General features: G+C 39.1%; 18 protein-coding genes, 1 other RNA gene and 1 other annotated feature. Of the genes, 16 read left to right on the top strand and 3 right to left on the bottom strand.

Annotated features, from left to right (window positions below):
- Positions 1-52 precede the first annotated feature (52 nt).
- The gene (locus ACFX4R_RS14935; RefSeq protein ID WP_405105263.1) at positions 53-706 is read left to right on the top strand and encodes a DUF421 domain-containing protein; all 654 of its coding nucleotides are present in this window, start codon (positions 53-55) and stop codon (positions 704-706) included.
- 20 nt (positions 707-726) lie between these two features.
- Here the strand turns inward: ACFX4R_RS14935 and spoVB are convergent, their stop codons facing one another.
- A complete protein-coding gene (spoVB, locus tag ACFX4R_RS14930; RefSeq protein ID WP_322552438.1) occupies positions 727-2,277 on the bottom strand; it encodes a stage V sporulation protein B in 1,551 nt (516 codons plus the stop codon).
- A 124-nt stretch (positions 2,278-2,401) separates the two neighbouring features.
- Here spoVB and ACFX4R_RS14925 point away from each other — a divergent pair, with 124 nt between their 5' ends.
- The 6 genes from ACFX4R_RS14925 to dtd all read left to right on the top strand — a co-directional run bounded on the left by ACFX4R_RS14925 (position 2,402) and on the right by dtd (position 10,942).
- Positions 2,402-2,695, top strand: coding sequence for a post-transcriptional regulator (locus tag ACFX4R_RS14925; protein ID WP_025750585.1), 294 nt, complete (start codon positions 2,402-2,404; stop codon positions 2,693-2,695).
- 137 nt (positions 2,696-2,832) lie between these two features.
- The gene (gene secDF, locus ACFX4R_RS14920) at positions 2,833-5,070 is read left to right on the top strand and encodes a protein translocase subunit SecDF (RefSeq protein WP_237074117.1); all 2,238 of its coding nucleotides are present in this window, start codon (positions 2,833-2,835) and stop codon (positions 5,068-5,070) included.
- 140 nt (positions 5,071-5,210) lie between these two features.
- Complete coding sequence (gene recJ / locus ACFX4R_RS14915; RefSeq protein ID WP_340447104.1) at positions 5,211-7,553, top strand: single-stranded-DNA-specific exonuclease RecJ; 2,343 nt, start codon at positions 5,211-5,213, stop codon at positions 7,551-7,553.
- A 15-nt stretch (positions 7,554-7,568) separates the two neighbouring features.
- A complete protein-coding gene (locus tag ACFX4R_RS14910; RefSeq protein ID WP_013059309.1) occupies positions 7,569-8,081 on the top strand; it encodes an adenine phosphoribosyltransferase in 513 nt (170 codons plus the stop codon).
- Positions 8,082-8,266: 185 nt separating this feature from the next.
- A complete protein-coding gene (locus ACFX4R_RS14905) occupies positions 8,267-10,465 on the top strand; it encodes a RelA/SpoT family protein (protein ID WP_013059308.1) in 2,199 nt (732 codons plus the stop codon).
- 15 nt (positions 10,466-10,480) lie between these two features.
- Entirely contained in the window at positions 10,481-10,942 is a 462-nt protein-coding gene (gene dtd / locus ACFX4R_RS14900; RefSeq protein WP_377569882.1) for a D-aminoacyl-tRNA deacylase, read from the top strand.
- On the opposite strand, the gene ACFX4R_RS14895 is transcribed toward dtd, so the two are convergent.
- Positions 10,933-11,817, bottom strand: a complete 885-nt coding sequence (locus ACFX4R_RS14895; RefSeq protein WP_340447102.1) for an N-acetylmuramoyl-L-alanine amidase family protein — start codon at positions 11,815-11,817, stop codon at positions 10,933-10,935. The genes dtd and ACFX4R_RS14895 overlap by 10 nt on opposite strands.
- A gap of 166 nt (positions 11,818-11,983) precedes the next feature.
- Between ACFX4R_RS14895 and ACFX4R_RS14890 the strand changes: the two genes are divergently transcribed.
- The 8 genes from ACFX4R_RS14890 (at position 11,984) to pstA (ending at position 20,081) form a co-directional block, all read left to right on the top strand.
- Positions 11,984-12,160 carry a hypothetical protein gene (locus ACFX4R_RS14890; RefSeq protein ID WP_013059305.1) on the top strand — a complete coding sequence of 59 codons (177 nt, stop codon included), beginning with the start codon at positions 11,984-11,986 and terminating at the stop codon, positions 12,158-12,160.
- Between the two features lie 87 nt (positions 12,161-12,247).
- Positions 12,248-12,480 (top strand) — a binding site (T-box leader).
- Between the two features lie 68 nt (positions 12,481-12,548).
- A complete protein-coding gene (hisS, locus tag ACFX4R_RS14885; RefSeq protein WP_016765628.1) occupies positions 12,549-13,817 on the top strand; it encodes a histidine--tRNA ligase in 1,269 nt (422 codons plus the stop codon).
- A gap of 12 nt (positions 13,818-13,829) precedes the next feature.
- Positions 13,830-15,608, top strand: coding sequence for an aspartate--tRNA ligase (gene aspS, locus ACFX4R_RS14880; RefSeq protein ID WP_377569879.1), 1,779 nt, complete (start codon positions 13,830-13,832; stop codon positions 15,606-15,608).
- Between the two features lie 119 nt (positions 15,609-15,727).
- A non-coding RNA gene (gene ssrS / locus ACFX4R_RS14875) (6S RNA) lies at positions 15,728-15,909 on the top strand.
- Positions 15,910-16,071: 162 nt separating this feature from the next.
- A complete protein-coding gene (locus tag ACFX4R_RS14870; protein WP_043976145.1) occupies positions 16,072-16,836 on the top strand; it encodes a tRNA threonylcarbamoyladenosine dehydratase in 765 nt (254 codons plus the stop codon).
- Between the two features lie 422 nt (positions 16,837-17,258).
- A complete protein-coding gene (locus ACFX4R_RS14865; protein ID WP_043976147.1) occupies positions 17,259-18,143 on the top strand; it encodes a phosphate ABC transporter substrate-binding protein PstS family protein in 885 nt (294 codons plus the stop codon).
- Positions 18,144-18,267: 124 nt separating this feature from the next.
- Positions 18,268-19,155: a phosphate ABC transporter permease subunit PstC gene (gene pstC, locus ACFX4R_RS14860; RefSeq protein ID WP_013059300.1), complete on the top strand. Its 888-nt coding sequence runs from the start codon at positions 18,268-18,270 to the stop codon at positions 19,153-19,155.
- Positions 19,152-20,081, top strand: a complete 930-nt coding sequence (pstA, locus tag ACFX4R_RS14855; protein ID WP_043976149.1) for a phosphate ABC transporter permease PstA — start codon at positions 19,152-19,154, stop codon at positions 20,079-20,081. Before pstC ends, pstA begins: the two co-directional genes overlap by 4 nt.
- Before the next feature lie 46 nt (positions 20,082-20,127).
- On the opposite strand, the gene ACFX4R_RS14850 is transcribed toward pstA, so the two are convergent.
- On the bottom strand, positions 20,128-21,405 hold the full coding sequence (locus ACFX4R_RS14850) for a replication-associated recombination protein A (protein ID WP_340447095.1): 1,278 nt from the start codon (positions 21,403-21,405) through the stop codon (positions 20,128-20,130).
- Between the two features lie 226 nt (positions 21,406-21,631).
- Here ACFX4R_RS14850 and cymR point away from each other — a divergent pair, with 226 nt between their 5' ends.
- On the top strand, positions 21,632-22,048 hold the full coding sequence (cymR, locus tag ACFX4R_RS14845; RefSeq protein ID WP_013059297.1) for a cysteine metabolism transcriptional regulator CymR: 417 nt from the start codon (positions 21,632-21,634) through the stop codon (positions 22,046-22,048).
- The last annotated feature ends 3 nt before the right edge of the window (positions 22,049-22,051 follow it).

Below are 22,051 nucleotides of genomic sequence, written 5' to 3'. Positions count from 1 at the left end.
TTTAAAATAAATGGTACAAACTACAAGGGAATACATAAAGGAGGTCTTTGCAGTGGAACTATTGATCATGGTTGCGCGAACCGTGCTTTTATACGTAGTAGTTTTAATTATTTTTCGCGTCATGGGTAAAAGGGAAATAGGAGAGCTGAGCATTTTGGATTTAGTTGTCTTTATTATGATTGCTGAAATGGCAGTAATGGCTATTGAAAACCCAAAAGATCCCTTGCTGTATTCAATTCTTCCGATGTTAACGCTTCTTATTATTCAAATCGGCTTAGCTATATGGTCTCTTAAAAGCAATCGAATGCGAAATTTTATTGATGGCAAACCTAGTATTATCATTGAAAACGGAAAAATAAACGAACATGAAATGAAAAGGCAGCGATATAATTTCAATGACTTGCTCGTGCAGCTGCGTGATAAAAATATAAAAAATGTAGCTGATGTTGAATTTGCTATTTTAGAATCTTCAGGAAGGCTATCCGTATTTGAGAAAGATCAGCAATCAGGTGAAAAAGGCAATTTGAATTTGCCTTTTATCATTGACGGCATTATTCAAGAAGAGCATCTGCTGCATGAACATAAAACGACGGAATGGTTAAGGACAGAGCTGGAAAAGCGAGGGTATTCAAACTTAGATAAGATTTCATATTGCAGCTACGACAACGGAAAATTTTTTATAGATTTGGTAGATGTGAAACAATAAAACGCGGATTGCTCCGCGTTTTATTTTCGTTTAAAATAGCGTAAAAAAGAAAAACGGTTTAATTCTTCTTTTGTTATCAGTCTAAAAAGCAGCAAAAACAGTACGTATACAACGCTTGTAAGTGCAATCGATAAAACGGTTCTTAAGCTCAAAGGGATGGAAATAAAAAGGTTCATATAAGCGAAGTGTCCGGTAAAACCTGATATTCCCATTACAGAAAAACTGCGAAGATACTCAAACACATGAATCTTATACGTGATTTTTTTCATGACGGTAGACAGGTGTAAAAGAGTGACAAGCATCATTCCCACAACAATTGCAAGACCAGCTCCCATAATGCCTAGGTTTGGCTGAGTTGCGAGTAAGAAGATAAGAGATGTTTTGACCGCTGCTCCTATAAAACTGTTAATCATGGCGGCTTTTGCAAGGTCTAGCGCCTGCAGAACAGCTTGAAGCGGCCCTTGAAAGTAATAAAAGATAAAAAAAGGCGCCATGACTTTGACAAAAATAGCAGCTTTGTCAGAACCATACATCAATTCCATTACCGGATTAGCAAATACATAAAGAACAACAACGGCTAGCCCGCCTGTTACAAACGACAAGCGGAGAGCTTGATGAAGCCGATATTCGATTTGCTTCATTTGATTCTGTGCAAGAGATTCACTGATTGCGGGAACCAAAGACGTGGATAGAGACACCGTTACAAAAGAAGGCAGCATCAGGAGAGGGAGTGCAAAGCCTGTTAATTCTCCGTACTGCTTAGTTGCTACAGCTGTCGCTACTCCTGCAATTGCTAAACTTTGAGCTACTACAATCGGTTCTAAAAACCAAGAAATTGACCCAATCATGCGGCTTCCTGTCGTGGGAAGAGCAATTCGCATTAAGTCAAAGAACGTATCTTTGCCCGCATGTAAAGAAGCAAAAAATTTTCGTCTTACCGTTATTTTCTTCTTTCGCTTGAACATAAACATCATATAAAACAGTGAAGCTAGTTCTCCAAATACGGAAGATAGCATAGCACCAGCCGCAGCGTACTCAATTCCATAGGGCAAAAATGCTTTTGTACATACGGCAATTAACGTAATGCGCACCACTTGTTCGATAATTTGAGAATAAGCAGCAGGCTTCATTTGCTGCTTTCCTTGAAAATATCCGCGGATGACAGACGAGACGGCGATGATTGGAATAACTGGAATAATCGCAAGCAGCGGATAGATCGTACGTGAATCTGTAAAGAAGGTTTTTGCTACAACGGGAGCGAATAATATTAGTCCGAGCGTAAATAAAACGCTCAGCGTACACGTAATACTTAAAGAGACGACAAGTATTTTTTTTATTTTATGCCTGTCACCTAAAGCTTCTGCTTCTGCCACTAACTTGGATATGGCAACCGGTAGCCCAAGCTGTGTTAAGGTGATTACTAATACCAGCGTGGGGACCGCCATCATATAAAGTCCCACACCTTCGTCTCCAATCATTCGAGCCACCACAATTCGATTGACAAACCCGAGTACACGTGTAATTAAGCCAGCAATTATTAAAATAATAGTTCCCTGTAAAAATTTAGACATATACTCACTGCTTTCTTGAGGTTTATACAGTGAATATATGCGCCCCCGGTGTCCAAGCATGACAAGTATTCCTCATACGAGAAAGAAATTTTACGCGACATGTCAAACAGAAAGGAGGATCGATATGACACATCCATTTATTTCAGCTTCGAAAGAACTTATACAGCCTGTCTTATCCAGCAAAATGGAAGAATTTCATATGCTTGGATATGAAGAAGTAACGGAGAACGATTTATTGAGTTATTTAGAAATGAAAAAATGGAAAAAAGAAAAGGAGCTATCTCTCCATCAAGTGGTAAATGATATTTTATCTGTTAAGATCACGCAGGTGATGAGCTATGTAACAATTGAATCTTATAAATCTGATATGTTCTCAAGTGTTAATAATGGAGAAGACTGGAAAGAATTATTAAAGTAGAGTTTGTAAAATACATGTATTAAAATTTGATAAGGTCTTTATTTGACAGACATTAGGTTATGAATGATAATTAGATTGGTCATTTATCTATTGTTATCATTTCATGTTTTTTACATAAGAAGGAGGATTTTCTGTCGATGGTTAAAAGAGGACGTATCGTTGCCTTTTTCCTCTTAGTACTGCTTGTGTTTAGTACAATCGGAACAACGATGACTGGAATTACAAAAGATATTAAACTTGGCCTCGACCTTCAAGGTGGATTTGAAATTTTATATAAAGTCAGTCCAGCTAAAAAAGGCGATGTCATTGACAAAAAGGCACTTAACAGCACGGTTGAAGCGCTGCGTCAACGTGTCGATGTACTGGGAGTTAGTGAGCCTAGCATTCAAATTGAAGGGAATGACCGTATCCGCGTTCAGCTAGCTGGTGTCACGAATCAAAAGCAAGCCAGGGATCTGTTATCAACTCAAGCAAACTTAACGTTCCGTGACGTGAACGATAAGGTGTTGATGGATGGTACAGACTTAGCGCAAGGCGGAGCAAAGCAATCGTTTGACCAAAGCAATCAGCCTAGCGTCTCACTAAAGTTAAAAAATGCGAAAAAATTTGAAAAGATCACGCGAGAGCTTTCTCAAAAACCAGCACCTAACAATTTAATTGTCATTTGGCTGGACTATGAAGAAGGAAAAGACTCGTACCAAAAAGAAGCGACAAAACAAAATCCGAAGTATCTATCTGCAGCCTCTGTTAGCAGCGTGTTAACACAGCCAGATGTTGAGATTTCAGGTGGAAACTTCACAGTGAAAAGTGCAACACAGCTGGCGGAATTACTAAACGCCGGGTCGCTGCCGGTTAAATTGGATGAGCTATACTCTACATCCGTTGGAGCACAGTTTGGAGAAGAAGCTCTTCACACGACTATATTAGCGGGTATTATCGGCATCGGAATTATCTTCCTTTACATGCTGTTTTTCTACCGTTTACCGGGGCTTATTGCTATTATTACACTCAGTTTCTATATCTACTTGAACTTAGTTGTATTTGACTTGATGCACGTGGTTATGACGCTTCCAGGTATCGCGGCTCTTATTCTCGGCGTAGGTATGGCAGTAGATGCGAATATCATTACCTACGAGCGGATTAAAGATGAACTCAAAACAGGAAGGTCTGTTATATCTGCATACCGGGCAGGAAATCGTCGCTCTCTTGCGACCATTTTTGATGCCAATATTACAACGATGCTAGCGGCTCTTGTATTGTTCTTTTATGGTCAAAGTTCAGTAAAAGGATTTGCTACAACGTTAATGATCGGGATTGTACTAAGCTTTATTACGGCCGTATACGGTACGCGGTTATTAATGAGTCTTTTAGTAAACAGCCGCTGGTTTGATAAAAAACCAGGCTACTTTGGCGTAAAGAAAGAACAAATTCACGACCTAAGTAAAGACGACGGCACAACCGTTTTGCCTACAGCATGGGATAAACTTGATTTTGTTAAATACCGTAAAGCATTCTTCACGTTCTCAAGCGTGCTTGTTATTATCGGTATTATCTCGGTTGTTGTGTTCAGATTGAACCTTGGTATTGACTTTACGAGCGGAACTCGTATAGAGATTCCAGCAAATCATACCGTTACACAGTCTGAGATACAGGGTGAAATGAAGTCCCTTAATATCAAAACGGATGACGTAGTCATTACAGGAAAAGGTAATGACACGGGTGTCGTACGTGTAGTTGGGGTCTTGAATAAAAAAGAAATTGCCAATTTAAAAGATCATTTTAAAGATAAATATGGTTCTGAACCAAATGTAAGCACCGTTTCGCCGACGGTTGGAAAAGAACTGGCGAAAAATGCAATGATGGCAATTGCCATTGCTTCAATTGGAATTATCATCTATGTAACGATACGGTTTGAGTTTTACATGGCACTTGCAGCCGTGCTTGCCCTGTTGCATGATGCGTTCTTTATCGTTACGGTCTTCAGCTTAACGAAGTTAGAGGTTGATTTAACGTTTATTGCCGCTGTCTTGACGATTGTTGGTTACTCAATTAACGATACGATTGTTACGTTTGACCGCATTCGTGAAAATATGCAGAAATTTAAATCCAAAACGTTTGACGACTTAGCGTTTATCGTAAATCTAAGTTTGCGTGAAACGTTTACTCGCTCGATGAATACCGTGTTAACAGTTGTGATTGCAGTTGTAGCACTTCTTCTATTCGGAAGTGAATCGATTCAAAACTTCTCAATTGCTCTGTTAGTAGGTTTAATCCTTGGTGCATATTCATCTGTGTTTATTGCTGCTCAGCTATGGCTTGTGTGGAAAGGAAAACAGTTGAAGCGTGAGGAACAAAAAGAAGTAGAAAGCAAGTAATTCAAAAACGTGCGAAGTATTCGCACGTTTTTTTGTGCGTGAAAATTCAAGACGTACTGTCAGAAAAATGTGCTTATTTTCTTTCGTTGCTCCATTTCATCCACTCTAGTATAATAATGTGGGTTAAGGGGTGAAGAGACATGTTACAGTCAAAAAAACGTTGGAATGTTCAAGAATGTGATGAACAACTTGTTAATGAATTTGTAGAAAACCTCAATATTACACCTCTAGTAGCTTCGTTATTACTTAATAGAGGCATGACAACAGTAGAAGCGGCGCGTGAGTTTTTACACGTTGATGCACAAACGTTCCACGATCCGTTTTTGTTGCACGATATGGACAAAGCAGTAGCTCGTATTCAGCAAGCAATTGATCATAATGAAAAAATTATGATCTATGGAGATTACGATGCTGACGGCGTCAGCAGCACTTCTGTTATGTTATCTGCTTTACAGCAGCTTGGAGCTGATGTTGATTTTTATATTCCTAATCGCTTTACAGAAGGTTATGGGCCGAATAAGGCGGCATTTGATAAAATAAACGCGGGCGGCTATCAGCTGGTGATTACGGTCGACACAGGTATTTCGGCAGTCGAAGAAACTGCGTATGCACGTGAATTAAATTTTGATTTAATTATTACCGATCACCACGAGCCAGGGCCAGTTTTACCGGATGCTTATGCAATTATTCATCCAAAGCTGCCGGGAAGTACATATCCATTTAAAGAACTGGCAGGTGTAGGGGTGGCTTTTAAACTCGCTCATGCGCTGTTAGGGGAGCTTCCAGAACATTTGTTAGAACTAGCAGTAATTGGGACAATTGCTGACTTAGTTCCTTTAGTCGACGAAAACCGCTTAATTGCTCGCAAAGGTCTTGATTATCTCAAGCTCACGAAGCGCACCGGAATTGAAGCGCTGCTGAGCGTATGTGGAGTAAAACGTGAAGAAATTAATGAGGATACAATTGGATTTGCGATGGCTCCTCGCATTAATGCAGTAGGACGTCTTCAAGATGCGGATCCAGCTGTTCATTTGCTTATGACGACAAATGCTGAAGAGGCAAAAGGTTTAGCTAAAGAAATTGATGCGTTAAACAAGGAAAGGCAGCAAATCGTAAACGATATTACAGAAGAAGCCGTTGAATTTGTTGAGAGTATGTATCCTCCGGGTGAAAACAGCGTTCTTATTGTAGAGGGAGAAGGATGGAATGCAGGCGTTGTTGGAATTGTCGCTTCTAGGCTCGTAGAAAAATTCTACAGACCAACAATTGTACTAAGTATTGACTCTGAAAACCGTATTGCCAAGGGTTCAGCAAGAAGTATCGAAGGTTTTGACTTATTCGCGAACTTATCTAAGTGCCGTGACATTTTGCCACATTTTGGAGGGCACCCAATGGCAGCCGGCATGACATTAAACAGCGATGATGTAGAAGAGCTGCGCAGACGTCTTAATGAACAAGCAAGCAACGTGTTAACCGAACAGGATTTTATTCCAATTACATCAGTTGATACAGTATGCACAACAGAGGAAATTACGCTGGAAAACATTGAACAAATGAGTGCGCTTGCTCCATTTGGTATGCATAACCCGAAGCCAAAAGTTCTCATTAAAGATGTTCATACAACATCTATGCGGAAAATTGGTGCTAATAAAAATCATTTAAAACTCGTGTTTGAAGACAGCGGTGTATCGGTTGATGCAGTAGGATTTGGGTTAGGCTATATATTAGATGAAGTATCTCCTATAGCTAAAGTATCATTAGTAGGTGAACTATCTATTAATGAGTGGAATAATATGCGCAAGCCGCAGCTGATGGTGGAAGATATTTCTGTAGATGAATGGCAGATGTTTGATTATCGCAGTGCAGTTGATGTCAAACGTTTCTTTCAGCAGGTATTTACGGATCAAATGAAAGTTGTTGCTTTCCACGCTTCAACAATTGATAAATACAAGTCGTTGCTGCCGATGGAGCATGTTGTTCTTATTCAAGATGAAGAACAGGCAAAAGCATGTATGTTTGCAGGGGAACAAATCGTTTTATTAGATTTGCCTCCTTCACAGAAATGGCTTGAATGTTTGTTTGTCCAAGGTATCCCTTCTAGACTATACGCTATTTTCTTAACGGAAGAAGACCATTATTTTGATACAATCCCAACTCGCGATCATTTTAAATGGTTTTACGGCTTTTTAGCGAAAAAGGGTCCATTTGATTTAAAACGCTACAAAGAAGATTTAGCGATTCATAAGGGCTGGTCAAAAGAAACGATTGATTTTATGGCAAAGGTGTTTTTTGAGTTAGAATTTGTTACAATAAACAATGGCTTAATTTCGTTAGTGAAAAATTCTGCGAAACGTGATTTAATAGAATCTGCGACTTATCGCCAAAAGCAGCAGCAGATTGAAATAGAAAAAAACTTTATTTATACGTCATATGTACAGCTTAAAAATCAATTTCAAGATATTTTTAAGCGTTCGATGGAATGAGGAGGCAACATTAGAATGAATTTTAAAGATTATATTACAATTGTACCTGACTGGCCAAAACCAGGTATTACATTTAAAGATATCTCAACATTAATGGACAATGGTGATGCATACCGTGCCGCAACGGATGAGATTGTAAAATATGCGAATGATAAACAAGTTGATATTATCGTAGGACCGGAAGCTCGCGGATTTATCGTTGGTTGTCCAGTAGCATATGCGTTAGGTATCGGTTTTGCACCTGTTCGTAAAGAAGGAAAATTACCGCGTGAAGTAATCAAAGTAGATTACGGTTTAGAATACGGTAAAGACGTATTAACGATTCACAAAGATGCAATTAAGCCAGGTCAGCGCGTGTTGATTACAGATGATTTATTAGCAACAGGCGGTACAATTGAAGCGACAATTAAGCTTGTCGAAGAATTAGGCGGAATTGTTGTTGGAGCTGCGTTCTTAATTGAACTTTCTTACCTTGATGGCCGTGACAAACTAGACGGTTATGATGTATTCACATTAATGACGTATTAAGAAGAACGATCACATAAAGAAGAGTACCTGATACAGGTGCTCTTTTTTCGTTAAAAAACGTTAATACGTAAAATGGAAATGATGTAAATTTGATAAATTAAACGCAAAGGCTTTACATCCTTGGATTTTTTCAAGATAATAGTTACAATATGAATTAAAAATGCTAGTTGATAAAAGGTGATTTCATGGCAAATGAGCAAGTCCTAACAGCGGAACAGGTCATTGACAATACGAAGCGATATTTAAATGAAGAAGATGTGGCTTTTGTACAAAAAGCATATGATTTTGCAAAAGAAGCTCACAAAGAACAATATCGCAAGTCGGGTGAACCATATATTATCCACCCGATTCAAGTCGCAGGAATTTTAGTTGATCTAGACATGGATCCAGCAACAATTGCAGCTGGATTTCTACATGATGTGGTTGAAGATACAGAGATAACACTAAAAGATTTAGAAAAAGCTTTTAATGAAGAAGTAGCAATGTTAGTAGACGGCGTAACAAAACTGGGAAAAATTAAATATAAGTCTAAAGAAGAGCAGCAGGCTGAAAATCACCGCAAGATGTTTGTAGCAATGGCTCAAGATATTCGAGTCATACTGATCAAACTTGCGGATCGTCTTCATAACATGCGTACGCTAAAGCATTTACCGCAGGAAAAACAGCGACGCATTTCAAATGAAACGCTTGAAATTTTTGCTCCTCTTGCTCATCGTCTTGGTATTTCAAAAATTAAGTGGGAGCTTGAAGATACAGCTTTACGTTACTTAAATCCTCAGCAATATTATCGCATTGTAAATTTGATGAAGAAAAAGCGTGCGGAACGCGAGCAGTATTTGGCTGAAGTTATTGATGAAGTTCGAGAGCAAGTAGATGAAGTGTCGATTAAAGTTGAAATTTCAGGACGTCCAAAACATATTTATTCCATCTATCGTAAAATGGCACTGCAAAACAAGCAGTTTAATGAAATTTACGATTTACTAGCTGTGCGCATTATTGTAAATAGCATTAAAGACTGCTATGCGGTGTTAGGAATTATTCACACGTGCTGGAAGCCAATGCCGGGACGTTTCAAAGATTATATTGCAATGCCAAAGCAAAATATGTACCAGTCTCTTCATACGACGGTTATCGGACCAAAAGGTGATCCGTTAGAAGTTCAAATTCGGACGTTTGACATGCACCAAATTGCTGAGTATGGAATTGCTGCTCACTGGGCTTACAAAGAAGGAAAAACAGCTGAGCATGCTTCATTTGAAGAAAAGTTGACGTGGTTCAGAGAAATTTTAGAATTTCAAAATGACGCAAACGATGCAGAAGAATTTATGGAATCTTTAAAAGTTGATTTGTTTTCTGACATGGTTTACATTTTTACGCCAAAAGGCGACGTCATTGAGCTTCCTTCGGGTTCTGTTCCAATTGATTTTTCCTATCGTATTCATTCTGAAATCGGAAATAAAACCATTGGAGCAAAAGTCAACGGCAAGATGGTTACGCTTGATTACCGTTTGAAAACGGGGGACATTATCGAAATTTTGACGTCTAAGCATTCGTATGGTCCAAGCAAGGACTGGTTAAAGCTTGCTCAAACGTCTCAAGCCAAAAATAAAATTCGCCAATTCTTTAAAAAGCAAAGCCGCGATGAAAATATTGAAAAAGGCAAAGAGCTGGTTGAAAAAGAAATTCGTCAAATGGAGTTTGACTTAAAAGAAGTATTAACAGCTGATAATATCAAACGAGTAGCGGAGAAGTTTAATTTCTCAAACGAAGATGATATGTATGCAGCTATTGGGTATAACGGATTAACTGCGGCTCAAGTAGCTAATCGTTTAACCGAGAAGTGGAGAAAGCAGCGTGATCAAGAACAAGAGATCCAAATTGATGATATTGCACGCGACACTGCAGCCAAGCGTGTTCGCCAGCATAAACGAAAAGATTCCGGGGTTATCGTACCGGGTGTAGAGAACATGCTGATTCGCTTGTCTAAATGCTGTAATCCAGTTCCTGGAGATGAGATTGTTGGTTTTATTACAAAGGGGCGAGGAGTATCTGTTCATAGAGCAGATTGTTTAAACGTTCACACAGATGATGCTGAAAGCCGCCTTATTCCTGTAGAGTGGGAAACACATATTAAAGAAGGCAAAGAGTTTAACGTGGAAATTGAAATTTCCGGATACGACCGCAGAGGCTTACTAAATGAAGTTCTGCAGGTTGTAAACGAGACTAAAACGAATATTTCAGCCGTTTCAGGAAAATCGGACCGAAACAAAATGGCTACGATTCATATGTCAATTTCTATTCATAACATCAGTCACCTTCATAAAGTGGTTGAGCGCATTAAGCAGCTTCGAGACATTTATTCAGTTCGCCGAATTATGCATTAAGAAAGGTAGTTATACATGAGAGTAGTCGTACAAAGAGCAAAGAATGCAAAAGTAACTGTTGCAGGAGAGACGGTCGGTGAGATTAAGCACGGATATATGCTTTTAGTGGGCATTACCCATGACGATACTGAAGCTGATGCAGAGTATGTAGCAGATAAAATTGTGAATTTGCGAGTGTTTGATGATGAGTCTGGCAAAATGAATTTGTCGCTTCTAGATGTAGAAGGAGAAATTTTATCGGTATCTCAATTTACGCTGTACGGAGATTGCCGAAAAGGCAGAAGACCAAACTTTATGGAAGCTGCTAGGCCAGATCATGCTGTAACGCTTTACAACTATTTTAATAAAGTATTATCAGAAAAAAATGTTCGAGTAGAGACCGGCGCATTTGGTGAAATGATGGACGTATCATTTACAAATGACGGACCGGTCACACTTATTGTAGAAAGCAAAGAAAAAACGCAGACTCACAGATGAGCCTGCGTTTTTTCTTTGCTTTGAAAGTAGTGATTTAATCCTTCAGCGATAGCGGACGTAATCATTTGCTGATAACTGATGGAATTAATATACGTTTCTTCCCTTTCGTTGCTTAAAAAGCCCAGTTCAATTAATGTACTCGGACGTGTATTTTCGCGAAGAACATAATAGTTTCCAAAACGTTCTCCTTTGTCTTTCAATTTTGCATGATTAATAAGGGACTGATGAATAGAATGTGTGAGTGGACTGTCCTGATGCTGATGGTAATAATACGTCATAAGGCCAGTTAGCTGTGAGCTGTTCGTACTGTTGTAGTGAATGCTTATAAAAGCATCTGCTTTAGTCGATTGCAGCGTGCGCTGTGAAAGTAGAAGGTACTCATCATGGGTGCGGGTTAAAATGACGTGTGCGCCTTCTTTTTGAAGTTTGTTTTGTAAAATAAGTGCTGTTCGGAGAGTGAGGTCTTTTTCATATGTGCCCTGTGTGCCGATGGCTCCTTTGTCTTTTCCACCATGGCCTGCATCAATAATAATTGTTTTGCCCTTTAGGTGCCGCAAGCTTTTACTCAGCGTATAGACAGGCTGACGCTGTGCTACCTGCATGCTAGGTTGAACGCTGCCAAGCGCTACGGTTTTCGTGAATTTTTTAAACACCCAGCCTTGAATACCCGAACTTTCTACATAATACCAATCTCCTTGACGGTCTGAAACGGATAGTCTTGTATTCTTCGTCAATTTATTTGTAATTGAAAATGAACGTCCTGGACCGCTCCGTACATGAAGAGAGTCAGCTGTTACAATAATGGGTTGATGCACCGGTACATTTGGGCGCTCAAATGAGGAAGAGCACAGTAATAAAAGGATACTTGCAGCCAAAACAGATACAGACTTCATGTTTAGATGGCGAATAGATAGACCTCCTTTTTATAACAAAATAGAGTATTCGATGAAAATAAAAAAAATCCTTTCTCTTATGTAAAAACATCTTTTTTGGGCAATGCTAATAAAAGGATAAGTAAGTGTAGGCAGGGAGGAAGAAACGATGAAGTTTAGTGAAAAAGGTGAACAATCATTTCAGCAGGTAAATCCGGTATTCGGCATTCATTTTCATGATTTTATTGACAGAGAAAGTGAAGCTTCATCCCTTGAATTGGCTTCTGAATTTGGTTTAACGCTTCGAGATATTCAGAAACTAAGAAAACAATTAGACCGCTCTTAACATGAAAGGTGCTTGACAACTGCTCATTTCATTCGTAATATAGAAAGCAATTGCTAAATTAAAATGAATGTATAACATTTTTATATTGATAAGCCAAAGATCGAGAAAAGTAGTAAAGATGACACATGGCTAGAGAGGAAATGTCTTAGGCTGAAAGCATTTCTACATGATGACTTTATGAAAGAACACTCAGGAGGCTTCACTCTGAAAAGGGAAACTTAGTAGGAGATGAACGTGTTCGTGCGTTAACGAAATGAGTGGAAACATGTCATATGTTTCAATTAGGGTGGTACCACGTGAGATTAACTCTCGTCCCTACTATGGAAAAATAGTAGAGGCGAGAGTTTTTTTGTATTGTAAATTTTAAAAATAGGAGGCATATCACGTTATGTCAGTTCAAATACCTAGAGGCACACAAGATATTTTACCGGGCAAAGTAGAATATTGGCAGTTTGTTGAACAGCGAGCAAGAGAGATCTGCCGTGCGTTCAACTACCAAGAAATTCGTACACCAATGTTTGAACACACTGAATTATTTTTGCGCGGAGTGGGAGAAACAACAGATATCGTGCAAAAAGAAATGTACACATTTAAAGATCGAGGTGACCGCAGCTTAACGCTTCGCCCAGAAGGAACAGCTGCAGTTGGACGATCATTTGTTTCAAATAAAATGTTTGGAAATCCAACGCAGCCAACCAAGCTGTTTTATATTGGCCCTATGTTTCGCTATGAACGACCTCAAGCGGGACGTTTCCGTCAATTCGTTCAGTTTGGCGTAGAAGCATTAGGAGTAAATGATCCAGCTATTGATGCTGAAGTTCTTGCCCTGTTAATGAGCTTTTACCAATCGCTTGGATTAAAAAAATTAAAGTTGGTTGTTAACAGTTTAGGAGATACAGAAAGTCGTCAAGCTCACCGTCAAGCGCTTATCGACCACTTTGCACCTCGCATTGGAGAATTTTGCAGCGACTGCCAAAGCAGATTGGAGAAAAATCCTCTTCGTATTTTAGACTGTAAAAAAGATCGTGACCATGAACTGATGGCTACAGCGCCGTCTATTCTTGATTATTTAAACGACTATTCAAAAGAATATTTTGAAAAAGTACAGCAGTACTTAACCGATTTAGATATTGACTATGTTGTAGATCCGACGCTGGTACGCGGGTTAGATTATTATAATCACACAGCATTTGAACTAATGAGTGAAGCAGAAGGATTTGGCGCCATTACAACTCTTTGTGGCGGAGGCCGTTATAATGGGCTGATTCAAGAAATCGGCGGACCTGAAACACCGGGTATCGGATTCGCTTTAAGTATCGAACGCTTATTATCTGCATTGGAAGCAGAAGGAATTGAGCTTCCGGTAGAAACAGGCGTAGATTGCTATGTAGTAACCATGGGCGATGAAGCAAAAGAAAAATCCGTTTCAATTGTAAATACGCTTCGACGCGCAGGCTTTGTAGCCGATAAAGATTATCAAGATAAAAAAATGAAAGCTCAGTTCAAAGCAGCTGATCGTGTACAAGCAAAATTTGTTGTTGTTCTAGGTGAAGATGAGCTAGCAAAACAAGTTGTAAATGTAAAGAATATGGAATCTGGCGAACAGCAAGAAGTATCAATTGATCAATTGGTCAGCTATTTGCAAAAACAAGTATAAGGGGGAACCATGATGACAAAACGTTCATACTACTGTGGAGATGTAACAGAACAAGCAACTGGCGAAACAGTTCTATTAAAAGGATGGGTTCAAAAACGCCGTGATTTAGGGGGATTAATCTTTATTGATTTACGCGACCGCGGCGGAGTTGTACAGGTTGTATTTAATCCTGAAAAATCTGCTGAAGCGCTAAAAATTGCTGAAGATGTACGTAATGAATTCGTACTGGAAGTGCAAGGAACTGTTGTAGCTCGTGAAGAGGGAACTGTTAACTCGAACTTAAAAACAGGTAAAATTGAAGTTCACGCTGAGCAGATTACGGTATTAAACAAAGCCAAAACACCTCCTTTTGCCATTGCAGATCAAACGGAAGTATCAGAAGATGTTCGATTAAAATATCGTTATTTAGACCTTCGACGTTCTGAGATGTTTAACACGCTTAAAATGCGCAATGACATTACAAAAACAATTCGTGACTTCTTGGATCAAAATGACTTTTTAGATGTTGAAACACCTATTTTAACGAAAAGTACGCCAGAAGGCGCACGTGATTATCTTGTGCCAAGCCGCGTGCACGAAGGGGAGTTTTATGCTCTTCCTCAATCACCGCAAATCTTTAAGCAGCTGCTAATGGTAAGCGGAGTTGAGCGTTATTATCAAATCGCTCGCTGCTTCCGCGATGAAGACTTGCGTGCAGATCGTCAGCCTGAATTTACTCAAATCGATATTGAAACATCATTTTTATCTCAAGAGGACATCATGACAATGACGGAAGAAATGATGTCTAAAGTAATGAAGCGAGTAAAAGATTTAGATATAACGACGCCTTTCCCGCGCATGTCATATGATGAAGCGATGAGTCGCTACGGTTCAGATAAGCCGGATACACGTTTTGAAATGGAGCTAGTCAACTTATCAGAGCTTGTGAAAGACTGCGGGTTCAAAGTATTTAGCGCAGCAGTTGAAAACGGCGGAGAAGTAAAAGCAATTAACGTGAAAGGTGGCGCTTCTAGCTATTCACGTAAAGATATCGATGCTCTAACAGAGTTCGTGAAAATTTACGGTGCTAAAGGGTTAGCATGGCTGAAAGTTGAAGCTGGCGGCTTAAAAGGACCGATCGCAAAATTCTTCAATGAAGATGAGCAAAAGCAATTTGCTGAAGCTCTTCAAACGGAAGAAGGAGATTTACTTTTATTTGTAGCTGATAAAAAGTCAGTTGTAGCAGATGCACTTGGCGCTCTTCGTCTAAAGCTTGCAAAAGAACAAGGAATCATTGATGAAACGAAATTTAACTTCCTATGGGTAACAGATTGGCCTCTTCTTGAGCATGATGAAGAAGACAACCGTTACTACGCGGCTCATCATCCATTCACAATGCCAGTTCGTGAAGATTTACCAATGTTAGAAAGCGATCCTGGACAAGTCCGTGCACAAGCATATGACTTAGTATTGAATGGTTACGAACTTGGCGGAGGATCTTTACGTATTTACGAGCGTGATATTCAAGAAAAAATGTTTAAAACGCTTGGATTTACATTAGAAGAAGCATATGAGCAGTTCGGTTTCTTACTTGAAGCATTTGAATACGGTACTCCTCCTCACGGCGGAATTGCATTAGGTCTTGATCGTTTGGTTATGCTTCTAGCAGGACGCACAAACTTGCGTGATACAATTGCCTTCCCTAAAACAGCAAGTGCAAGCTGTCTATTAACAAACGCACCTGGTGAAGTAAGTGAAGCGCAATTAGACGAGCTGCATTTGCAGGTGAAAAAGCAAAAAACAGAAGCGTAATCGATTGAACCGTCTGTTAAATCGAGCCTGTCACTGGAACGTGACAGGCTCGATTTTTTTTGTTTTACTTATTAATTGCAAAGTGATTTTTTCTGTGATAAGATACTTTCAAGAACTAAATAGTCCTGATGTGTTCGTCCTTAATCCAGTTTTGACCGAACAATTTTTTGCTTGGGAGCTCGGAGTTTTTAACGAGCGTACATGCCTCATCTCGAGGACTTACAATGGTTAAAGCAGAGCACCCACCTGCCGAGAGCGGGTTCAAAACGAAGGCACTCGAGACGGCACGATCGGGACTAGCATACATATAAAAAATCCTCTATGTAATTATTTGCATAGAGTTTTTTTATGGATAAATAACGAATGCTCATGTTCGTTTTGCTAAAAATATGATATAGTCAATTTCGTTGTTTATTTGAATTAATCATACACGTTGGTGTATTTAATAGAGGAGTGTTTTAACATGTTGCATCAGTTTTCGCGTAATGAACTGGCGATAGGAAAAGAAGGGCTAGCTACTTTAAAAGGTAGCACAGTTGCTATTTTAGGGATAGGAGGAGTAGGGTCGTTTTCTGCTGAGGCTTTGGCTCGGTCAGGAGTAGGGCGTTTAATTCTTGTAGATAAAGACGATGTTGATATTACAAACGTAAATCGTCAAATTCACGCGCTGCTTTCTACGGTAGGTCAGCCCAAGACAGAATTAATGAAACAGCGTATTTTGGATATTAACCCAGAATGTGACGTCGTTTCTCTTCAAATGTTTTATACGGAAGAAACGTATGAAGAGTTCTTTAGTTACAAACCGGACTTCGTAGTGGATGCATCCGATACGATTTCGTATAAAATTCATTTAATGAAAGAATGTTTAAAACGTGATATTCCGATTATTTCAAGTATGGGTGCTGCGAATAAAATGGATCCAACACGTTTCAAAATTGCAGACATTTCAAAGACACATACAGATCCGATTGCAAAAGTGGTTCGTACTCGTCTGCGTAAAGAAGGAATTCGCAAAGGAATTAACGTCGTTTTTTCTGATGAACGTCCAATCGTTATTCGCGAAGAAGTTCGCAAAGAAGTAGGAAACGATCAAGCGCAAATTCGCAAAGCGAAAATGCCCCCATCTTCTAATGCTTTTGTTCCATCTGTAGCAGGATTAATTATGGGCGGCCATGTTATCAATGAATTATTAAGTGATATTAAGATTCGCCGCGTAGGTGATGAATAAAAAGAAGGCTATCGCAGCCTTCTTTTTTTTATGGAAATATCTGTTCTATTTATGCTTTGGATGGAATCTTCTGTTTGATATGTATAAAAAGTACTAATAAATTGAAAAATATGGCTTGATGGTGAATTTACACTGTATTAAAAAAAGAGATTTATGTAAATTTATTTAACGCTTTATTTACATAAAATTTACGTTTTGGCTTTCTTTCTTTTATATCTTCTACAGCAATATTCAGAAAGTCTTATGTATCAAGGGTTTTGATAGAAATAAGAAAAAATAAACCCCAAATAAGTAAGTTTACAGTAACTTAAAATTCACTTCATATAAAGACAACAATCTACTCGTATAATGTGTCTTGTACCTGTTGTTCGAGTACAAAGGACTAGTACTAATTACACATATATTTATTGGAGGGTAATGTAATGAAAACAAAGGGTTTTAAAGTAACATTAGCAGCTTTTTTAATGGTAGGAGCACTAGCAGCATGTGGTAAAGACGGAGCAAGCAACGACAGTGGTTCGGGCAGCAAAGAAGAAGTTTCAGGTACGTTAACAGCGGCGGGATCTACAGCTTTACAACCACTTGCAGAAGAAGCAGCCAATGGAATTACTGAAAAATATCCAAACCTTTCAGTAACGGTACAAGGTGGAGGTAGTGGAACGGGTGTTAACCAAGTAGCATCAGGAGCAGTTGACATTGGAAACTCTGACGTTCCAGCAGCCGATAAAATCGAAGATAAATCAAAAGCAGATAAACTTGTCGATACGAAAGTAGCGGGCATTGGGTTCGCACTTGTTGTAAATAAAGATGTAAAAGTAGAATCGTTAACAAAAGAGCAAATTCAAAAGATTTTCTCTGGTGAAATTAAAAACTGGAAAGAAGTTGGCGGAAACGACGAGAAAATTAACGTAATCAACCGTCCAGCATCATCTGGTACACGTGCTACATTCGAGAAAACATTAATGGGTGACGCAAAAGTAAATGACAGCGTTGGTACAGCTCAAGATTCAAACGGAGCGGTTGAGCAATCAGTAAACTCAACGCCAGGAGCAGTAAGTTACCTTGCTATGTCGTATTTAATTGGCGATAAAAAAGAAAGTTTAAAAATGCTTAATATTGATGGTGTAGAGCCAACAACAGAAAACATTGTTTCTAAAAAATATCCGTTTTGGTCTTATGAGTACATGATTACAAACGGTGAGCCAAAAGATGGTGCAAAAGAGTACATTGACTACGTAGCTGGTAAAGACTTTGCTAAGCAAGTAAAAGATATGGGATATATCCCAATGACTGAGTTCAAAAAATAAGAGTGTTTTTAAAAAGAATAGGGCTGACTAACACAGTCAGTCTTATTCTATTTGAATGTTAATAAAGTATATAGCGAATAAAAAGAAAAGCGAATATATACTGAATATGTAAGGAGACAGAGCGATGAAGGGGAAAAAATCCATTAATTATGTAAAAAGCGAATACATTGGCCGTACGCTTTCTACATTTTGCGGTATTTTAATTGTACTTGTTACGTTAGCTATTATCGTATTTATTTGTGAAAAAGGCATACAGTCATTTTTACAGAGTAATATATCAATCGGTGAAATGTTGACTTCAACAAAATGGAGTCCAAACAATAAAGAATACGGTGCACTTGTGTTTATTCTAGGTTCCATGCTTGTATCAATCGGAGCCGTTATTATAAGTGCTCCAATTGGAATTGCTATCGCCATTTTTAACAACTATATTTCGCCTAAATTTGGTTCAACGGTTTTACGACCCGTTTTAGAACTCTTAGTAGGAGTTCCTTCAGTGGTATACGGTCTTTTAGGGGTTACAATTTTAGTGCCGCTTCTTCGCGATAACTTCGGCGGAGTGGGCTTTAGTTTGATTGCCGGAATTATTGTCTTAAGCGTCATGATTCTTCCGACAATTGCAAGTATTGCTGACGATGCAATTCGAAGCGTAGCACCTGAATATTTAGAAGCTTCTTATGGACTAGGTTCAACAAGATGGCAGGCAATTAGCCGAGTCATTATTCCATCTGCTAAAACAGGTATTTTAACAGGTATCGTGTTAGGGCTTGCCCGCGCATTCGGAGAAGCGCTAGCTGTTCAAATGGTTATCGGAAACACGGTTAAGCTTCCTGAAAGCTTATATAGCCCAACGGCAACATTAACAGGTATTTTAACAATGGATATGTCTAATACGTTAAACGGAACGGCATGGAATAACGCACTGTGGACGTTAGCCATGATTTTACTGCTTATTTCTTTCGTGTTCATTTTAATTATCCGAGCAATTGGGAAACGAGGTGCTCATCAATGAGAAACAAAAATGCACGCACAGTAAATAATATATGGACAGGTATTTTTTATGGCATTGCCGCTCTAGTTGTGTTGCTATTAGTGTATTTAGTTGTTGAAATTATCGCTAAAGGTTGGGGATTTTGGGATCCGAACTTTTTATTTGGAAAGCCAAGCAATACGATGGCAGGAGGCGGTATCGGACCCCAACTGTTTAACTCGTTCTACATGCTTGTTTTAACGCTGATCATTTCTATTCCTCTTGGTTTAGGAGCCGGAATTTACTTAGCGGAGTACGCGAAGCAAGGTCGTTTCTTAAATTTCGTCCGCTTATGTATCGAAACAATGGCGTCATTACCGTCCATTGTAGTTGGTTTATTTGGATTATTAATTTTTGTCACATTTTCAGGCTGGGGCTATACGCTTATCGGCGGAGCACTTGTGATTACAATTTTAAATTTACCGGGTTTAACACGCGTATGTGAAAGTGCGATTGCATCTGTTCCTGCGAGTGTAAAAGAAGCGAGTTTAGGGTTGGGTGCGACTAAATGGCAAACAATTGTCAAAGTCGTCATTCCATCAGCGATTCAACAAATTATCACAGGCGTTATTTTAACAGCGGGACGAATCTTTGGAGAGGCAGCTGCGTTGATTTATACGGCTGGCTTAACGACGCCGATGTTAAATTCAAATGCTGACTTAACGAGTCCTGTAAACCCGTTTAATATTTTTCGACCAGCAGAGACGCTTGCCGTTCACATTTGGAAATTAAACTCTGAAGGAATCGTACCTGATGCAAGATTGATTGCAACAAAGTCAGCTGCTATTTTAATCATTATGGTTCTGTTGTTTAACATAATCGCTCGTTTAGTCGCTAAACTTTTAGACAGCTACTTTAAAGGTTCAACAAAAACGAAAAAACGCAAAGACGTTAAAAGTGCAGCTTAATAGATAAAGACAAAAAAGAAAATGGCTTTGAAACTGAGCAACAGTTTCAGCCATTTTCTTTTTTTAATGTCTCTAAACGATTGAAAACTTTTGAAAAGTATTTTTCTTGTCCATTTTGTTTAGGATGAAAATATTGTTTGTTTTTGATGCGATCCGGTAAATACTGTTGAAGGACCCATCCGTTATCAAAATCATGCGGGTATTGATATTCAACGCCTCGGCCAAGGTTCTCTGCTCCTTTGTAATGAGCATCCTTCAAATGAGGGGGAACGTCGCCGGAAAGCCCTTTTTTAATATCGCTTATCGCTTCATCTAATGCTTTGTAAGCAGCGTTGGACTTCGGTGATAGACAAAGCTCAATAACGGCGTTTGCAAGCGGGATACGTGCTTCTGGGAGTCCTAATCGCTCAGTTGCTTGAATAGCTGCGAGAGTTCTCATGCCGGCATCCGGATCAGCTAGTCCAATGTCTTCATAGGCAATGACTAAAAGGCGACGATTGATGCTGATCAAGTCTCCTGCTTCAATTAGCCGTCCCAAATAATGAAGAGCGGCATTTACGTCGCTGCCGCGAATCGATTTTTGAAAAGCCGATAATACATCATAGTGAGCGTCACCATTTTTATCATGTGAAAAATATTTTTGCTGCAGACATTCTTCTGCCGTTTGTAAGGTAATAATGATTTTACCATCGCTTTCACCTGTTGATAAAACAGCCAGTTCCAGAGCATTCAAAGCCGAGCGCACGTCACCGTTACAGCTGTTGGCAAAGTGGTTCATGGCGTCATCTTCTACAATAATTTTTCTATCCCCAAATCCGTTTGATGAGTCGTTGAGCGCCCTTGTTAGCGCCATTTTGATATCATCTGGCGTAAGAGATTTTAATTCGAAGATTTGGCATCTGCTTCGAATAGCAGGATTAATTGCGTGATAAGGATTGCTTGTTGTCGCTCCGATTAGAATGATCATGCCGTTTTCTAAGTAAGGAAGCAAAAAGTCTTGCTTAGCTTTGTCAAGGCGATGAACTTCATCTAACAGGAGAATTACTTTGCCTGACATTTTGGCTTCTTCGGCGACAATTTCCATATCCTTTTTATTGTTTACAACGGCATTCAACTGACGAAACGCCGTGTTGGTTGTTTTTGCAATAGCCGTGGCAATTGTTGTTTTTCCAACGCCTGGAGGTCCATATAAAATCATCGAGCTTAAGTGATTTGCTTTTACCATTCGATAAATCATTTTATCTTTGCCAACTAAATGCTGCTGTCCGATAACGTCATCTAAATGAGTCGGACGCATTCGAAATGCGAGAGGTTTTGTAGCCATGTTTTTCTCCTTTCTTTTCTTTCACTGTATCACAAGCGGTGAATAGGTGGTGGAAATTTATCTTATAGGCATAGTATGTTATAATATCAACAGTTACATTTGCAAGAAATGCATATAGAGAAGTTCATATAGCTTAGTAAAAAACGACTCATCACAGCATTCAGTGACAACGTGAGGGTCTTATTTTTTTCATAAATAAAAAAAGTGTATTGAAGGAGTGTATCGTATGAAAATTTCAACAAAAGGACGCTACGGTTTAACGATTATGATTGAGCTTGCGAAGCGCTTTGGCGAAGGTCCTATCTCGCTTAAAACTATTGCTCAAACGCATGACTTATCTGAACATTATTTAGAGCAGCTTATTTCACCGCTGCGTAACGCTGGGCTTGTAAAAAGCGTGCGCGGAGCTTATGGAGGTTACATCTTAGCACATGAACCTGCTAACATTACTTCTGGTGATATTATTTCTGTTTTAGAAGGTCCTATTAGTCCTGTAGAAGGAATTGAAGATGAAGAGCCTGCAAAACGCGAGCTGTGGATTCGTATTCGAGATGCGGTTAAAGAAGTGCTAGATAGTACAACGCTTGAAGATTTAGCAAATCATTCTGATGATGATCAAGCGTCTTATATGTTTTATATTTAATAA

The sequence above is a fragment of the Priestia sp. YIM B13490 genome, assembly GCF_042787735.1.
Taxonomy (GTDB): domain Bacteria; phylum Bacillota; class Bacilli; order Bacillales; family Bacillaceae_H; genus Priestia; species Priestia megaterium.
The sequence above is the reverse complement of the archived record's forward strand: the minus strand, read 5'-3'. Positions and strand labels throughout refer to the sequence as shown.

What these genes read in the sequence shown, in the direction of transcription:
- spoVB (WP_322552438.1), bottom strand. Translation starts at nt 2,277, where the DNA reads ATGTCTAAATTTTTACAGGGAACTATTATTTTAATAATTGCTGGCTTA.
- ACFX4R_RS14925 (WP_025750585.1), top strand. Translation starts at nt 2,402, where the DNA reads ATGACACATCCATTTATTTCAGCTTCGAAAGAACTTATACAGCCTGTC.
- secDF (WP_237074117.1), top strand. Translation starts at nt 2,833, where the DNA reads ATGGTTAAAAGAGGACGTATCGTTGCCTTTTTCCTCTTAGTACTGCTT.
- recJ (WP_340447104.1), top strand. Translation starts at nt 5,211, where the DNA reads ATGTTACAGTCAAAAAAACGTTGGAATGTTCAAGAATGTGATGAACAA.
- ACFX4R_RS14910 (WP_013059309.1), top strand. Translation starts at nt 7,569, where the DNA reads ATGAATTTTAAAGATTATATTACAATTGTACCTGACTGGCCAAAACCA.
- ACFX4R_RS14905 (WP_013059308.1), top strand. Translation starts at nt 8,267, where the DNA reads ATGGCAAATGAGCAAGTCCTAACAGCGGAACAGGTCATTGACAATACG.
- dtd (WP_377569882.1), top strand. Translation starts at nt 10,481, where the DNA reads ATGAGAGTAGTCGTACAAAGAGCAAAGAATGCAAAAGTAACTGTTGCA.
- ACFX4R_RS14890 (WP_013059305.1), top strand. Translation starts at nt 11,984, where the DNA reads ATGAAGTTTAGTGAAAAAGGTGAACAATCATTTCAGCAGGTAAATCCG.
- hisS (WP_016765628.1), top strand. Translation starts at nt 12,549, where the DNA reads ATGTCAGTTCAAATACCTAGAGGCACACAAGATATTTTACCGGGCAAA.
- aspS (WP_377569879.1), top strand. Translation starts at nt 13,830, where the DNA reads ATGACAAAACGTTCATACTACTGTGGAGATGTAACAGAACAAGCAACT.
- ACFX4R_RS14870 (WP_043976145.1), top strand. Translation starts at nt 16,072, where the DNA reads ATGTTGCATCAGTTTTCGCGTAATGAACTGGCGATAGGAAAAGAAGGG.
- ACFX4R_RS14865 (WP_043976147.1), top strand. Translation starts at nt 17,259, where the DNA reads ATGAAAACAAAGGGTTTTAAAGTAACATTAGCAGCTTTTTTAATGGTA.
- pstC (WP_013059300.1), top strand. Translation starts at nt 18,268, where the DNA reads ATGAAGGGGAAAAAATCCATTAATTATGTAAAAAGCGAATACATTGGC.
- pstA (WP_043976149.1), top strand. Translation starts at nt 19,152, where the DNA reads ATGAGAAACAAAAATGCACGCACAGTAAATAATATATGGACAGGTATT.
- ACFX4R_RS14850 (WP_340447095.1), bottom strand. Translation starts at nt 21,405, where the DNA reads ATGGCTACAAAACCTCTCGCATTTCGAATGCGTCCGACTCATTTAGAT.
- cymR (WP_013059297.1), top strand. Translation starts at nt 21,632, where the DNA reads ATGAAAATTTCAACAAAAGGACGCTACGGTTTAACGATTATGATTGAG.